Raw genomic sequence first — 14,451 nt, forward strand, 5'->3', positions numbered from 1 at the left:
CCCTTCCCCGTTCTCTTCGAGCCGACCGCGCCCCGCGGATGCGTCGGAGACGAGACTTGAAACCATGTCCACCCTCTTCACCCCGCGGCACCTGCTTGCCGCCAGCCTCAGCGTTGCGCTCGGCGTTGCCTTCAGCTTTTCGGCAGCGGCAGAAACCCAGCTGCGCATCGGTTACCAGAAGTCCTCGACGCTGATGGTGCTGCTCAAGCAGCAAGGTACGCTGGAGAAGCAACTGGCAGACAAAGGCGTGCGCGTCAGCTGGCACGAATTTGCCAGTGGCCAGCCGCTGCTCGAAGCGCTTAACGTCGGCAACGTCGACCTGTCGGCAGACGTTGCCGACACGGTGCCGGTGTTCGCTCAAGCTGCCGGCGGCAAGCTCACCTACTACGCGTCCGAATCGGCTTCACCGCAGGCCCAGGCGATTCTGGTTCGGCAAGACTCACCGCTGAAGTCGCTGGCAGACCTGCGTGGCCATACCGTAGCAGTCACCAAGGCGGCCGGGGCTCACTACCTGCTGCTGGCGGCCCTGCGCAAGGGTAATCTGACGTTCACTGACATCAAGCCGGCCTACCTGACCATCGCCGACGGCCGCGCCGCCTTCGAAAACCAGAAGGTGGATGCCTGGGTGGCGTGGGAACCGTTCCTCAGTGCCGCGCAGCAGCACCAACCTACCCGCGTACTGGCGGGCAGCGAAGGCCTAGCGGCGTACAAGCGCTACTATCTGGCAGGCACGCCTTATGCGAAGGCCAACCCGGCGATCCTGAAAACGGTGTTCGACGACTTGGCCGAAACTGGCAAATGGGTCAAGGCGAACCCGGCCGACGCCGCCGCGATTCTGGGTCCGCTCTGGGGCAATCTTGACCCGGCAGTGGTGCAGCAGGCGAACGCCCGCCGCAGCTACGATGTGCAGCCCGTCACCCGCGAAGGATTGGCCGAGCAGCAGAAGATCGCCGATGCCTTTCACGACGAGAAGCTGATTCCCAAGCGGATCGATGCGGTGAACGTGGAGGTGTGGGCGCCGGGCGAGTAATCCAACGACGCACTCCCAGGATCTGTGCGGCGGCCCCTCACCTGCCGCCGCCAACCGGGCCGGAAAACGCAGCCCATGAGCAGTCCACTGCTCCGATTACGCCGCAGACAAATGCTCGTAGAGAATCACCGCACCGACCAGCATCAACACGATGCCGCCCACGATTTCCGCGCGCTTGCCCACCACGACGCCCAGTACCCGACCCAGCATCACGCCGATCGTGACCATGACCGTGGTCGCCACGCCGATGGCGGCGGCTGCAATCCAGATGTTCACGTCGACGAAGGCCAGGCCTACGCCAACCGCAAGAGCATCGATGCTGGTGGCAAAGGCGGTGACGGCCAGAATGGCAAAGGAATGCTGTTGCGGCTTGTCCTCTTCCGGGGCTTCATCCTTGACGCCGTTGTAGATCATGTGCAGCCCAAGTGCCACCAACAGCACGAAGGCGATCCAGTGGTCGAAGTCTTGAACGTACTCAGTGGCCGCCTGGCCTATGAACCACCCTATCAAGGGGGTAATGGTCTCGATAGCACCGAAGATGACACCCGTACGAAGTGCTTCCGTGAATCGCGGTTTGTGCAGTGTCGCGCCTTTGCCGATGGCGGCGGCGAAGGCGTCGGTGGACATCGCCAGGGCGACGAAGATGATGGAAATGGGGTTCACGGTCGAAGATCCAGCCGGGCTATGAGTCAACGACGCGACCACACGCCCGGCTTTAGGCATGGATGCATCGTTGGTCTCACCAACCACAAGGTGTTCGTGCCACGGCAGGCAGCCGAGAATGTTGACACGAACGCGCTGGACCGAGGTCCAGAGCAGGCTACTCCCCAACAAGGGACGCCACTGTAATCAGCGGCACATGAAAATTTCGTGAGCCCGTTGATGGGTGTCAGAGCGCCAGTGCCTGACGCCCTATTGCAACCAGGGCGCTGTCATCCTGGGGGGTATGAATGCGCGCGCAGAGCACGTTGCGGTAGTGCCTTTCCAGCGCGTTGCGACGGTCCAGCGCCGGGTTGCCGCCGGCTTCGATGGCCAGGGTCACCGCGCGTATGGCCTGGTTGCACACCAGGTACTTGATGGCGGGCCAGCGCTCGGCGGGCAGCCGGCCTTCGGCGGCCGATTGCAACAGGGCCTGGTTGGCCAGCAGCAGGCTATCGATCTCGCCGACCCGCTCCTGGAAGCGCGGCAGCGTCGCCAGGGCGGCACCGAGATTGGCCGGTACGCGGTGCTGCAGCCAATCGATGAACGAATCACGTGCGGCCTGGGCGACGCCGTCGTAGACACTGGACATCAGCACCGCCATCCACAGCAGGCCTTCGCCGTCCAGTTCCGGCTGCGGCGTGCTGGCCGGACTTACGCTGACGGCCTGGTCGAACGGCACCAGCACGTCGTCGAAGACCACATCGTGGCTGCACGTGGCACGCATGCCCAAGTGGTCCCAGGTGTCTTCGATGGTGATTCCGGGGGTGTCTCGGTGCACCAGCCAGGAACCCACCAACGGATCGTCATCATCGCTGCGCGCCCACACCAGCAGCCAGGTCAGGCCGTGGCTGCCGGTGGAATAGATCTTGCGGCCGTCCAGTCGCCAGCCCTCGGCGGTACGTCGCGCCACGGTGTTGGGCAGGCCGCCGCGGGCCGGCGTGCCCAGTTCGGGCTCGACCCGTAGCGAGTTGATCAGCGCCCCGCTTTCCACGGCGTCCAGCGCCAGACGCTGCTTCCATGCCTGAGGCCAACGCTCGCTCTGGTGCAGGCGGGCCTGCTGCAGGTACTGCATGACCAGGATCAACGCCGTCGCCGGCTCGCCCTTGGCGACTGCCGCCACCACTTTCTGCGCCGTGGGCAGGTCGGCCCCGCCGCCGCCATAGGCCGTGGGCACGGTCAGCGCGAGCAGGCCGAGGCTGTGCAGGTGGTCGATGTTGTCATGGGGGAACTCGCCACTGCGGTCGTAGCGCTCGGCGTGCAGTGCCATTCGTTCGGTGAGCGCGGCAAGGGCGTCGGGGTCGAGTGCGGTCATGGGAAAACTCCGTCGTGCCGTTCGATAACGGCAGGCCGGCGACGGCGCGACTCACCGCACGGCAGATTGATTTGGGCCAATCTACCTAATCCCCATTACATGAGTAAAGCTCATTTTAGGCATATCTTAATATGCGAAACTCGCACACATCTCGCCACATCAGTCCGTATTCATCCCGTACGCGACGCTTTCCCCGAACAGCCTGATCGCGCCTTGCAGGTTGCCGACGAACGCCGCATGCACCAGCCACAGGTCGACCATGGGTTTGAAATCCGCCACCTGCAGAACCTGCAGTTGTTCGCGGTGGCGACTGTGCTGCAACAGCGGTGCCGGGACCAGACCCAGGCCCATGCCGCTGGCCGCCAGGCCCAGTTGCAGGTCGGTGCCGAAGGTCTCCAGGTTCAGTTTCAGGCTCAGGCCCTGCTCGGCCAAGGCGTGCGAGAGGCCAGCGCGAAAGCCACAGCCATCGGGATTGAGCACCCAACCCTCGCCTTGGCAGTCGGCCAGCTTGCAGCGTTTGCCGAAATCCAGGCCCTTGGCCCCAACCACCAGCAGCGGCATGCGTGCCAGCGAGTGACCCACCACGCCGTCGGGAAACACCTTGCCTGCCGGGAACAACGCCGCAGCCGCATCCAGCTCACGGTGCTGGATGCGCTGGACCAACTGCCCACCCCAGCCGTGGACGACCTGCACGTGCAGGTCGGCGAAGCGCTGCTTCAGGGCGTGCAGGGCATCGAGCAGCACGGCGTCGCCGACCGTCTGCGGCACGCCGAGACGCAGCGTGCCGGAGGGTAGCGCGTCTTCGTTCACCAGCTCGTGCAGCGAATCGACCTCGCGCATCACGCCCTGGCAGCGTTCATACACGCGCAGGCCGATGGCCGTGGGTTTCATCGGCTTGGTGTGCCGGTCGAGCAGAATTGCGCCCAGCGACTCTTCGAGACTTTGCAGGCGCCGGGTGACGGCGGACTGAGTCAGCTGCAGGGATTCGGCGGCCACGCTCAGGGACTGCAGGCGCACGACTGCCAGGAACGCTTGGATGTCATCTATCTTCATTCGCTTTTCGCATATTAGCTTATGAACAAATTGAATTTCGGGAAGCTTAATCCCTTTGCTAGGGTAATAACGAATCTGTTCGAGGGCTACTGAAATGACTCATCCACTGCGCTATGACCGCTTTCGCCAGTTCGTCGGCGACCTGGCCGAGTTGCTGGATCGCGAACCCAGCGAGCCGGCGGTGCTGGAACAAGGCGCAGTGCTGCTGCAGCGGCTGGTCAGCCACGACGACTGGCTGCCGGCCATCGCTGCCCAGCCCGATCCGCAACGCTACCAGCAATTCCTGCTGCACGCCGACGCCCGCCAGCGCTTTTCCGTGGTGAGCTTCATCTGGGGCCCTGGGCAGAGCACACCGATCCATGACCATCGCGTCTGGGGCCTGATCGGCATGTTGCGCGGTGCCGAGTTTTCCCAAGGCTTCAGCCGCGAAGCCGATGGGCGCCTGGTGCCCGACGGCGCGCCGATCCGCCTCGGGCCGGGCCAGGTCGAAGCGGTATCACCCAGCATCGGCGACATCCATCAAGTCAGCAATGCCTTCCACGATCGGGTGTCCATCAGCATCCATGTCTACGGCGCCAATATCGGCGCGGTAGCGCGCGCTGTGTACAGCGAAAGCGGCGAAGAAAAGCCATTCATTTCCGGTTATTCCAATGCCGGTATCCCCAATTTCTGGGACTTGTCCAAAGAGCGCCAGCCAAAAGAGAGTTCACCTGCATGAGCCAGATTGCCGTACGCCCCTACTCCACCTTGCGCCAGGCACTGCTGGACGGCCAGGAAGTGGCATTGATCGATGTCCGCGAAGAGGCGCCTTTCGCCGAGGCTCACCCGCTGTTCGCCGCCAATATCCCCCTGTCCCGGCTGGAACTGGACATCTACGCCCGGGTACCGCGCCGCGATACGGCCATCACCGTCTATGACGAAGGCGAAGGCCTTGCCGCCGTGGCCGCGCAACGCTTGCAAGCGCTCGGTTATACCGATGTGGCGCTGCTGCAAGGCGGGCTTGCCGGCTGGCACGATGCAGGCGGCGAGCTGTTTCGCGACGTCAACGTACCGAGCAAGGCCTTCGGCGAGCTGGTCGAAAGCCTGCTGCATACGCCTTCACTGGCGGCCGAGGACGTGCAGGCCCTGCTCGACAGCCGGGCCGACGTGGTGGTGGTCGACGCACGACGTTTCGACGAATACCAGACCATGAGCATTCCGGGTGGCATCAGTGTGCCGGGCGCCGAACTGGTGCTGCGCATCCGCGAACTCGCGCCCGATCCGCAGACCCGAGTGATCGTCAACTGCGCCGGTCGCACCCGCAGCATCATCGGCACGCAGTCGCTGGTCAATGCGGGCATTCCCAACCCGGTGTCGGCACTGCGCAACGGCACCATCGGCTGGACACTGGCAGGTCAGACACTGGAACATGGCCAGCAACGTCGCTTCGGCGAAGTCGCCGAGCACACCCGCGCGGCAGCGGCGCAGTCGGCACGCGCGGTCGCGGACAGGGCCGGTGTGCAACGCGCGACGCTTGCAGCGCTGGCCCGCTGGCAAACCGAACAGGGCCGCACCACCTATGTGTTCGACGTGCGCACCCTGGAAGAATACGCGGCCGGGCACCTGCCTGCGGCGCGCTCCACCCCGGGCGGCCAGTTGGTGCAGGAAACCGATCATTTCGCCAGCGTGCGAGGTGCGAGGCTGGTGCTGGTGGACGACGACGGCGTACGCGCCAACATGAGCGCGTCGTGGCTGGCCCAGATGGGTTGGGACGTGTTCGTGCTGGACGATGCACAGTCCAGCGATTTCACTGCCGACGGCGCCTGGCAGACGCCCCTGCCGACCCTGCCGGAAGCCAAGACGATCAGCCCGGCCACGCTCGCTCAGTGGCAACGCGAGGGCAACACCCAGGTGTTCGACTTCACCAGCAGCGCCAACCACGTGCAACGTCATATCGCCGGTGCCCATTGGGCACTGCGCGCGCAATTGCCCCAGGCCCTGGAGAACGTACCCGTGGCCGAACGCTACGTGGTGACCTGCGGCAGCGGCCTGCTGGCACGCTTCGCGGTGACCGATCTGCAGGCGTTGACCGGCAAACCGGTGTTCCTCCTCGAAGGTGGCAACGCCGCCTGGGTGGCCCAGGGCCTGCCGGTGGAAGCCGGCGAACGCCATCTGGCCGTGCCCCGCAGCGATCGCTACCGGCGCCCCTACGAGGGCACCGACAACCCTCGCCAAGCCATGCAAGGCTACCTGGATTGGGAGTTCGGCCTGGTCGAGCAACTGGCCAGGGACGGCACCCACGGCTTCAAGGTGATCTGACACCGCAACGCCCCTACATCACTGGCTGCTCGGGACCTGATGAAACCGGACCGAGCGGCGATCGCACTCATGTGCCGTCGCCGCCGGCACGCACGTTTTTCAGGAGAGACCCGATGACTTCGTTGTCCGTTCTGCACGATTCCACGCCCACGCTGCGCCAGCGTGTCACGCCGCAGGAATGGGAGGTGCGCGTCAAGCTCGCGGCCGCCTATCGCCTGGCCGCGCAACTGCGCTGGACCGACCATATCTACACGCACTTCTCGGCCCGTGTGCCGGGTGATCAGGAGCACTTCCTGATCAACGCCTTCGGCCTGCTGTTCGATGAAATCACCGCGTCCAATCTGGTCAAGGTGGATATCGACGGCGAGCTGATCGACGATCCGCTGGGGCTGGGCATCAACCACGCCGGCTACGTGATCCACAGCGCCATCCACCGCGCACGCCCCGACCTCAAAGCCGTGTTGCACACCCATACCCGCGATGGTGCTGCAGTGTCGGCCCAGCGCAACGGCTTGCTGCCGTTGTCCCAGCACGCATTGCTCTACTACAGCCGCGTCGCCTACCACGGTTATGAAGGCATAGCCCTGGACCTGGATGAACAGACGCGCCTGGTTCGCAACCTGGGCAACAGCAACATCCTGATCCTGCGCAACCACGGCCTGTTGACCGGAGGCGTCAGTGTCGAACATGCCTTCCGCGAACTGCATGGGCTGGAGCGGGCCTGCAACACCCAGATCGCCGCCCAGGCCGGCGGCAATGCCGACCTGCTGCTGGCGCCGCAGGCGGCCATCGACAAGGTGCACCAGCAATCTGCCAGTGCAGCCAGCGGCGACAACCCCAAGATCCAACTGCACTGGGACGCCCTGATCCGTCAGCTCGACCGCGAGGGCCAAGACTATGCCACCTGAAATCGCCTCTGCGCCGATCGCCAGGGCGCCCATCCACATGCTCGAAGTCACGCCCAGCGCACCCCGGCGCGGCGTGCCGGTGCCAGGCTTCGTACTCAGGCTGCTGAGCCCGCTGGCGATCCTGGTGCTCTGGGAGCTGGCCTCGCGGGTCGGGCTGATCCCGCCGCGTATCATCGCCGCGCCGTCGAGCATCGGTGTGACGTTCTGGGCGCTGACCATCAGCGGCGAGCTCCCGGCGCATCTGCTGATATCCCTGCAGCGCGCGGTGTCGGGCCTGGCTATTGGTGTGTTCATCGGCACCGCTGCGGCCCTGCTCACCGGCCTTTCGCGGCGTGGCGAAGTGCTGCTCGACTCACCCATGCAGATGCTGCGCACCGTACCCTCACTGGCGCTGGTGCCGCTGTTCATTCTGTGGTTCGGCATCGGCGAATTCACCAAGGTCGCGCTGATCGTCATGGGCACCACCTTTCCGGTGTACCTGAACCTGTTCGCCGGCATCCGCAGCATCGACCCCAAGCTGATCGAAGCCGGCAACACCCTGGGGCTGAACCGTCGCGAACTGGTCTGGCACGTGATATTGCCCGGCGCGCTGCCGTCGTTCTTCGTCGGCCTGCGCTATTCGCTGGCGATCTCCTGGCTGGCGCTGGTGTTCGTCGAGCAGATCAACGCCACCTCCGGCATCGGCTTCCTGGCCAGCGACGCGCGCGACTTCATGCGCACCGACATCATCGTCATCTGCCTGCTGGTGTACAGCCTGCTGGGGCTGCTGATCGACGGCATCATCCGCGCCCTGGAGCACTACGCCCTGGCCTGGCGCCCCTCCTTCGTGAAGAGCTGATCCCATGACCGCACACAACGTCACCCGCCCGTTGCACCCACAACCCGCCGTCAGCCTGCAGAACGTGGTACGTCAGTTCGGCGCCAACCGCGTCATCGATGGCTTGAACCTGGACATCGCGCCCGGCGAGTTCGTTGCCCTGCTGGGCGCCAGCGGCTCGGGCAAGACCACCCTGCTGCGCTCGCTGGCCGGGCTCGACCCGATCGAAGGTGGCCGCCTGCTGGTGCCTGCGGCCCGCTCGGCGGTGTTCCAGGAACCGCGCCTGATGCCGTGGAAGCGCGTGTGGAAGAACGTCACCTTGGGCGTGCGCACCCCCCAGGCCCGCGAGCGTGCGGTCAAGGCGCTGACCGAAGTGGGTTTGGCGCATCGGCTCGATGCCTTTCCCGCCACCTTGTCCGGGGGTGAAGCCCAGCGCGTGGCATTGGCCCGCAGCCTGGTGCGCGAGCCTCGCCTGCTGCTGCTGGACGAACCGTTCGCCGCTCTCGATGCGCTGACCCGCATTCGCATGCATCAGTTGATCATCGACCTGTGGCGTGCCCACGGGCCTGCAGTGCTGCTGGTCACCCACGATGTCGAGGAAGCGATCCTGCTGGCCGATCGCATCATCGTGCTCAAGAACGGGCGCATTGCCGAAGCGCTGCCCATTGGCCTGGATCGCCCTCGGGAAAAAGGCACACCGGCCTTCAATGCCATTCGCCGACGCCTGTTGGGGCTGCTGGGCGTGGAAGCCGGCCCGCCTCAGGTGGCCGATGGGCCCTTGCCGCTGGCCAGCAGACCAAGAGCGCTCGCGACCTAAATCGAGGTGGGGCCATTCGCGGGCAGAGCCCCGCTCCCACAAGGAGTGCAGCAGACATTCGGGCACCACCAACCCTGTGGGAGCGGGGCTCTGCCCGCGAAGGCCCCCACCCCAAACCCAAGCCGATCACAGCACTGAAAAGGACCCTCACCCATGCCCCACCCAGCCCCCTCATCGGCTTCGAACCCACCTACACGCCCCCGCCTGCTGGCACTCGGCGTACTGCTCGCAACACTTGTGGGCTGCTCCCCCTCGGCCCCCGAGCAGGCCGACAAGACTTTGAAGATCGCCTTCTTCGGCGACAACACCACCCTGGTCAGTGTCGACCCTTTCCAGGTCTATTGGCTCGAACATCGCGTGCTGCTGCGCAACGTCGCCGAATCACTGACCGACCAGGACCCGGACAGTGGCAAGATCATTCCCTGGTTGGCCAAGAGCTGGGACATCAGCGACGACGCCCTGAGCTACACCTTCCAGCTGCGTGACGACGTCACCTTCAGCAATGGCGAGCGCTTCGACGCCCACGCCGTGAAGGCCGCCTTCGACAGCGACAAGGCATTCGCCAAGGAGCTGCCGGCGACCTTCGGTGCAACCTACCTGGCGGGCTACGACCACGCCGAAGTGCTCGACGACTTCACCGTCAAACTGGTGCTGTCGCGACCCAACGCCGGCTTCCTCCAGGCCACGTCCACCACCAACCTGGCGATTCTTGCACCTGCCTCCTACCAGTTGACGGCCAAGCAGCGCTCGCTCGGCCAGATCATCGGCACCGGGCCGTTCGTGCTCGAGCACTACACGCCGGAGAGCGGCGCCCGACTGACCCGTCGACCGGGCTACCACTGGGCGTCGGCGAACATGAAGAACAAGGCCGACGCCCATCTGGATGCCGTGGAAATCAGCTACATCGCCGAGGAAAGCGTACGCAACGGATTGTTCCTGCAGGGCAAGGTCGATGTGCTGTGGCCGCGCAATCCGTTCTCGGAAGTCGACCTCAAGCTGTACCAGAGCAAGGGCGCTACCATTCAGAGCCGCGCCTTGCCCGGCCCCGCGTTGAACCTCTACCCCAACACCCGCAACGGCCGTGTACTGGCCGACAGGAAAGTGCGCCAGGCACTGCTCAAGGCCATCGACCGCAAGAGCTACGCCAGCACCGTGTACAACGCCGATTTCCCCGTCGTCAACGGTGTGTACGACAGCACCACGCCGTACTTCAAGGCCCAGGGCGCCAAGCTTGGCTACGACGCTGTCGGCGCCGCACGCTTGCTGGACGAGGCAGGCTGGGCACCGGCTGCCGATGGCTATCGACACAAGGACGGCAAGCGCCTGAGCCTGGCCTACAACATCAACGGCAGTGAAACGGCCGGCGATGTGCTGATGCAGGATCAACTGCGCAAGGTGGGTATCGACCTGAAACTCAATGTGGTGACCCGCGCCGAATGGACCGCCGCCAATGCCCAGGGCAACTACGACCTGACGTCCACCTACATGACCCGCGCCGATCCGATCATTCTGCAGACCATTCTCGATCCGCGCAGCGCCAACAGCTCGACCCTGGCCACCAATATCTACGAACCGGCGACCCTGAACCGGGCCACCGCGCTGTTCGACGCTGGCATCACTGCCACTCGAGCCGAGCAACGCGCCAAGGCCTACGGCGATCTGCAGGACCTGCTGGTGGACGAGGCCTCGGCCATCCCGATCTACGAGCGTGTCTGGCAGGCAGCCACGGCGGCTCGGGTGAAGAACTTCCACTGGACCGCAGAAGGCTTCGCCTTCCTCGGTGACATCGAGGTCGGCACGCCATGAACCGTTACCTGCTGGGGCGTGTCGGCCAGGCGCTGCTGGTGCTGTGGGGCGCCTATACCATCACCTACTTCATCCTCTACCTGCTGCCCGGCGACACGCTGTCAATCATGCTCAGCGCCTCGGGCCTGGAAGTCGATGCGCTGTCGCCGGCGGACCTGGCCAAGGCACGTGCCTACTACGGACTGGATCGCGGCCTGTTCGAGCAGTACGGGCATCTGCTCTGGCGGGCCCTGCACGGTGACTTCGGTCAGTCGCTGTCGCTCAACCGGCCGGTGACTGCGCTGCTGGCCGAGCGCCTGCCACAAACCCTGACCCTGGCCGGTTCGGCCATCGTGCTGTCGTTGATCGGCGGCATCGGCCTGGCCTACCTGACCGCCTACGTGCGCTGGCAACCCTTGCAATCGGCCATGGCGCGCCTGCCGTCGCTGGGGTTCTCGGTACCAGTGTTCTGGCTGGGCCTGCTGCTGATACAGGTGTTCGCCTTCGGCCTGGGCTGGTTCCCCGCCATCGGCAGTCAGGGCCTGGACAGCCTGGTGCTGCCGGCCATCACCCTGGCGATCCCCAGCGCGGCGGTGTATGCCCAGGTGCTGCAACGCGGATTTCAGCACGTGTGGCGCGAGCCCTACATCACCACGGCCTACGCCAAAGGTCTGAGCCGCGCCCAGGTGCAGTACCGCCACGGCCTGAAGAACGCGGCGCTGCCGATTCTCACGCTGTTCGGCCTGCAGGTCGGCAACACCGTGTCGGGTGCGGTGCTGGTGGAAACCATTTTCAGCCGCAACGGTGTCGGGCGCCTGGCCCAGGAAGCGGTACTGCGCCAGGACATTCCGGTGGTGCTGGCGATCGTCGCCATCTCCGCGGCCGCTTTCGTGGTGGTGAACCTGTTGGTGGACCTGCTCTACCCGATGTTCGACCCCCGTATCACCCACGCGCCCCGTGCGCCCAGTGCGGCCTAGGCCTGCCAAGGATTCCGCTCATGCCTTCATCCAACGCCGTGCACAACCTCGACCGTCGGTTCGGCTCGCCGTCGATACAACGCTTGCCGGCTACGACGCCATCCGCGCCATTGCCAGTAGAGGCCACGACGCCATGGCGACGGCGCAATCGCTGGTCACGCCTGCTCAGCGCTTCACGTCCCCTGTTGCGCCGGCCCGGCTTCATGCTGGCCGCGCTGGTAGTCGCCTTTGCCTTGCTGGCTGCGCTGGCACCGGGCGTGCTGAGCGGCTTCGACCCCAATGCCACCGCGCCGCTGGCCAAGCTCACCGCGCCCAACGCCACCCACTGGTTCGGCACCGACGAGCTCGGCCGCGACCTGTATACCCGCGTGATCCACGGCGCCAGCCTGTCGATTCAGGCAGCGCTGCTGGCGGTTGGCCTGGCCCTGCTCGGCGGCTTGAGCCTGGGCGTGCTGTCGGGGTTCGCCGGGGGCCGCGTGGATGCGCTGATCATGCGCGTGATCGACGTGCTGCTGGCCCTGCCTGGCTTGCTGCTGGCCCTGGCCATCGTCACCGCCATCGGCTTCGGCACCTTGCCGGTAGCCCTCGCCGTGGGTGTAGGGATCATTCCCGGTTTTGCCCGCACCACCCGCGCCGAGGTGTTGCGGGTGAAGACCTTGCCTTACGTGGAAGCCGCCCGCTTGGGCGGTGCGAGCTGGTTGCAGACGTTGTGGCGGCACATTCTGCCCAACGCCTGGGGGCCGGTCGCCGTGCTCGCCACCCTCGACTTCGGCGCCGCCATTTTGGCCACCGCAGGCCTCAGCTTCCTGGGTTTCGGCGCCGCGCCACCGGCGCCGGAATGGGGCACGCTGATCGCTACCGGACGGCATTTTCTGATCACCGCGCCGTGGGTGGCGCTGTTGCCCGGCGCCTTTGTCGTGGCGGTGGTGTTCAGCCTCAATCACCTGGCCCGCACCTTTGAAGAGATCAAGCGATGAACGCGCTCATTGAAGTACACAACCTGGGCATCGCCTACCGCCAGGGCGCGCAGCACACCCAGGCGGTGACGGATGTATCGTTCAGCCTGGCCCAGGGCGAGACCCTGGCCATCGTCGGAGAATCGGGCTCGGGCAAGACCACTGTGGCCAACGCTATCCTCGGCTTGCTGCCTGACAGCGCCGTGCTGACCGCCGGTCGGCTGGTGGTGGCCGGGCAGGACCTGAGCCAGGCCAGCGAACGCGTCAAGCGCCAACTGCGCGGCCGCACCATCGGCTTGGTGCCTCAAGACCCGATGGTCAGCCTCAACCCCACCCAGCGCATCGGCGTGCAAATCGCCGAGGCACTGGTGCTGGCCAGAGGTGGGCGCTACCGGGGGGTGGACAACGATGTCGGCGAGCTGCTCGCCCAGGTCGGCCTGGACAACCCGACGCTGCGCGCCCGGCAGTACCCTCACGAGCTGTCAGGCGGCATGCGCCAGCGCGTGCTGATCGCCATCGCACTGGCCGGCAACCCGCGACTGATCATCGCCGACGAACCGACCAGTGCGCTGGATGTGACCGTGCAGCAGCGGATTCTCGATCATCTCGAGGGGCTGGTGCGCGAGCGAGGCATCTCGTTGCTGATCATCACCCACGACCTGGGCGTGGCCGCCGACCGCGCCGACCGGGTGCTGGTGATGAAGTCCGGGACGCTGGTCGAGCACGGCACGCCGCAGCAGGTGCTGGCCAAGCCGACCCAGCCTTACACCCGCGCCTTGATCGCCGCCGCGCCAGCCTTCGCCGAGCCCCGCGCACCGTGCGCTGCGGCTGCGCCAGGGCAACCGCCGCTGCTGGCGCTGACTGCGGTGAACAAGCATTACCGGCTGCCACGGGTCCGTGGCCAGGCCGACCGCTTCCAGGCGCTGGCCGATGTCAGCTTCAAGGTCTGCGCCGGGCAGACCCTGGGCATCGTCGGCGAATCCGGGTCGGGCAAAAGCACGGCGTTGCGCATTGCCCTGGGGCTGGAGAAAGCCGACAGCGGCCGCATCGAGTTTGCCGAGCAGGACGTGACCGATTTCGGCTGGCGACAATTCCGGCCGCTGCGTCGGCGCATGCAACTGGTGCAGCAGAACCCGTTCGCAGCGCTGGACCCGCGCCTGTCGATCTTCGACAGCATTGTCGAACCTCTGGTGTCGTTCGGCCTGGCCCGAGGGGCGGAGCTCGATCGGGCTGCGCGTGAATTGATCGAACGGGTGCATCTGCCGGCCCACTTCCTCGACCGCTTGCCCAGGGCGCTGTCCGGCGGCCAGCGCCAGCGTGTGGCCATCGCCCGGGCCCTGGCACTGCAGCCCGACCTTCTGCTGCTGGACGAGCCGGTGTCGGCCCTGGACGTTTCGGTGCAGCGGCAGATCCTGGATCTGCTCGACGAGCTGCAACGCGAGCTGGGCATCGCCTACGTCATCGTCTCCCATGACCTGGCCGTGATCGCCAACGTCGCCGATGAGGTGCTGGTCATGCGCCAGGGCCGCATCGTCGACCAGGGCCCCACTGCGCAGCTGTTCAACCATCCGGGGAATGCCTACACCCAGGCCCTGCTGGACGCCGTCCCCGGCAAGCGCCAACGCGCCCTGACCTGAGCCACGTCATCCCAGCGCCCCTTCGCGGCCACGGACCGCTCCTACAATACTCCGCGCAATCCCCGTAGGAGCGGTCATCGGCCGCGAAGGAAGCACCGCGGTATGCCTGAACCACCGCAGCGCCCATTCGCGGCCACGGACCGCTCCTACAATACTCCG

General features: G+C 65.7%; 12 protein-coding genes and 1 pseudogene. 10 read left to right on the plus strand and 3 right to left on the minus strand.

All coding sequences use genetic code 11. The features are described from left to right. The first annotated feature begins 64 nt into the window (after nucleotides 1–64). On the plus strand, nucleotides 65–1,030 hold the full coding sequence (locus H7993_RS07275) for an aliphatic sulfonate ABC transporter substrate-binding protein (protein ID WP_185793922.1): 966 nt from the start codon (nucleotides 65–67) through the stop codon (nucleotides 1,028–1,030). 96 nt (nucleotides 1,031–1,126) lie between these two features. Here H7993_RS07275 and mntP read toward each other — a convergent pair whose 3' ends face one another. The 3 genes from mntP to H7993_RS07290 all read right to left on the minus strand — a co-directional run bounded on the left by mntP (nucleotide 1,127) and on the right by H7993_RS07290 (nucleotide 4,097). Then, nucleotides 1,127–1,693, minus strand: coding sequence for a manganese efflux pump MntP (gene mntP, locus H7993_RS07280; RefSeq protein WP_185793923.1), 567 nt, complete (start codon nucleotides 1,691–1,693; stop codon nucleotides 1,127–1,129). Nucleotides 1,694–1,919: 226 nt separating this feature from the next. Beyond that, nucleotides 1,920–3,044, minus strand: a complete 1,125-nt coding sequence (locus tag H7993_RS07285; RefSeq protein WP_185793924.1) for an acyl-CoA dehydrogenase family protein — start codon at nucleotides 3,042–3,044, stop codon at nucleotides 1,920–1,922. Between the two features lie 159 nt (nucleotides 3,045–3,203). Beyond that, nucleotides 3,204–4,097: a LysR family transcriptional regulator gene (locus tag H7993_RS07290; RefSeq protein ID WP_185793925.1), complete on the minus strand. Its 894-nt coding sequence runs from the start codon at nucleotides 4,095–4,097 to the stop codon at nucleotides 3,204–3,206. Nucleotides 4,098–4,191: 94 nt separating this feature from the next. Here H7993_RS07290 and H7993_RS07295 point away from each other — a divergent pair, with 94 nt between their 5' ends. The 9 genes and pseudogenes from H7993_RS07295 to H7993_RS07335 all read left to right on the plus strand — a co-directional run bounded on the left by H7993_RS07295 (nucleotide 4,192) and on the right by H7993_RS07335 (nucleotide 14,292). Further along, nucleotides 4,192–4,815, plus strand: coding sequence for a cysteine dioxygenase family protein (locus tag H7993_RS07295; RefSeq protein ID WP_122479284.1), 624 nt, complete (start codon nucleotides 4,192–4,194; stop codon nucleotides 4,813–4,815). Next, complete coding sequence (locus H7993_RS07300) at nucleotides 4,812–6,395, plus strand: rhodanese-related sulfurtransferase (protein ID WP_185793926.1); 1,584 nt, start codon at nucleotides 4,812–4,814, stop codon at nucleotides 6,393–6,395. The genes H7993_RS07295 and H7993_RS07300 overlap by 4 nt, the downstream gene beginning before the upstream one ends. Before the next feature lie 113 nt (nucleotides 6,396–6,508). Then, on the plus strand, nucleotides 6,509–7,303 hold the full coding sequence (locus H7993_RS07305; protein WP_185793927.1) for a class II aldolase/adducin family protein: 795 nt from the start codon (nucleotides 6,509–6,511) through the stop codon (nucleotides 7,301–7,303). Nucleotides 7,304–7,382: 79 nt separating this feature from the next. Next, nucleotides 7,383–8,141 (plus strand): annotated as a pseudogene (locus tag H7993_RS07310) (ABC transporter permease); the annotation flags it as partial. A 4-nt stretch (nucleotides 8,142–8,145) separates the two neighbouring features. Next, on the plus strand, nucleotides 8,146–8,937 hold the full coding sequence (locus tag H7993_RS07315; RefSeq protein WP_185793929.1) for an ABC transporter ATP-binding protein: 792 nt from the start codon (nucleotides 8,146–8,148) through the stop codon (nucleotides 8,935–8,937). 153 nt (nucleotides 8,938–9,090) lie between these two features. Further along, nucleotides 9,091–10,743 (plus strand): ABC transporter substrate-binding protein, encoded by a 1,653-nt coding sequence (locus H7993_RS07320; protein WP_185793930.1) that lies wholly within the window; start codon nucleotides 9,091–9,093, stop codon nucleotides 10,741–10,743. Beyond that, nucleotides 10,740–11,699 (plus strand): ABC transporter permease, encoded by a 960-nt coding sequence (locus H7993_RS07325; protein ID WP_185793931.1) that lies wholly within the window; start codon nucleotides 10,740–10,742, stop codon nucleotides 11,697–11,699. Before H7993_RS07320 ends, H7993_RS07325 begins: the two co-directional genes overlap by 4 nt. Nucleotides 11,700–11,719: 20 nt before the next feature. Next, entirely contained in the window at nucleotides 11,720–12,676 is a 957-nt protein-coding gene (locus tag H7993_RS07330; RefSeq protein ID WP_185793932.1) for an ABC transporter permease, read from the plus strand. After that, on the plus strand, nucleotides 12,673–14,292 hold the full coding sequence (locus H7993_RS07335; protein ID WP_185793933.1) for a dipeptide ABC transporter ATP-binding protein: 1,620 nt from the start codon (nucleotides 12,673–12,675) through the stop codon (nucleotides 14,290–14,292). The genes H7993_RS07330 and H7993_RS07335 overlap by 4 nt, the downstream gene beginning before the upstream one ends. Nucleotides 14,293–14,451: the final 159 nt, after the last annotated feature.

Source organism: Pseudomonas baltica, from assembly GCF_014235765.1.
GTDB classification, from domain to species: Bacteria; Pseudomonadota; Gammaproteobacteria; order Pseudomonadales; family Pseudomonadaceae; genus Aquipseudomonas; species Aquipseudomonas baltica.

Coding starts and splice junctions, on each gene's coding strand:
- H7993_RS07275 (WP_185793922.1), top strand. CDS start 65: ATGTCCACCCTCTTCACCCCGCGGCACCTGCTTGCCGCCAGCCTCAGC.
- H7993_RS07285 (WP_185793924.1), bottom strand. CDS start 3,044: ATGACCGCACTCGACCCCGACGCCCTTGCCGCGCTCACCGAACGAATG.
- H7993_RS07290 (WP_185793925.1), bottom strand. CDS start 4,097: ATGAAGATAGATGACATCCAAGCGTTCCTGGCAGTCGTGCGCCTGCAG.
- H7993_RS07295 (WP_122479284.1), top strand. CDS start 4,192: ATGACTCATCCACTGCGCTATGACCGCTTTCGCCAGTTCGTCGGCGAC.
- H7993_RS07300 (WP_185793926.1), top strand. CDS start 4,812: ATGAGCCAGATTGCCGTACGCCCCTACTCCACCTTGCGCCAGGCACTG.
- H7993_RS07305 (WP_185793927.1), top strand. CDS start 6,509: ATGACTTCGTTGTCCGTTCTGCACGATTCCACGCCCACGCTGCGCCAG.
- H7993_RS07315 (WP_185793929.1), top strand. CDS start 8,146: ATGACCGCACACAACGTCACCCGCCCGTTGCACCCACAACCCGCCGTC.
- H7993_RS07320 (WP_185793930.1), top strand. CDS start 9,091: ATGCCCCACCCAGCCCCCTCATCGGCTTCGAACCCACCTACACGCCCC.
- H7993_RS07325 (WP_185793931.1), top strand. CDS start 10,740: ATGAACCGTTACCTGCTGGGGCGTGTCGGCCAGGCGCTGCTGGTGCTG.
- H7993_RS07330 (WP_185793932.1), top strand. CDS start 11,720: ATGCCTTCATCCAACGCCGTGCACAACCTCGACCGTCGGTTCGGCTCG.
- H7993_RS07335 (WP_185793933.1), top strand. CDS start 12,673: ATGAACGCGCTCATTGAAGTACACAACCTGGGCATCGCCTACCGCCAG.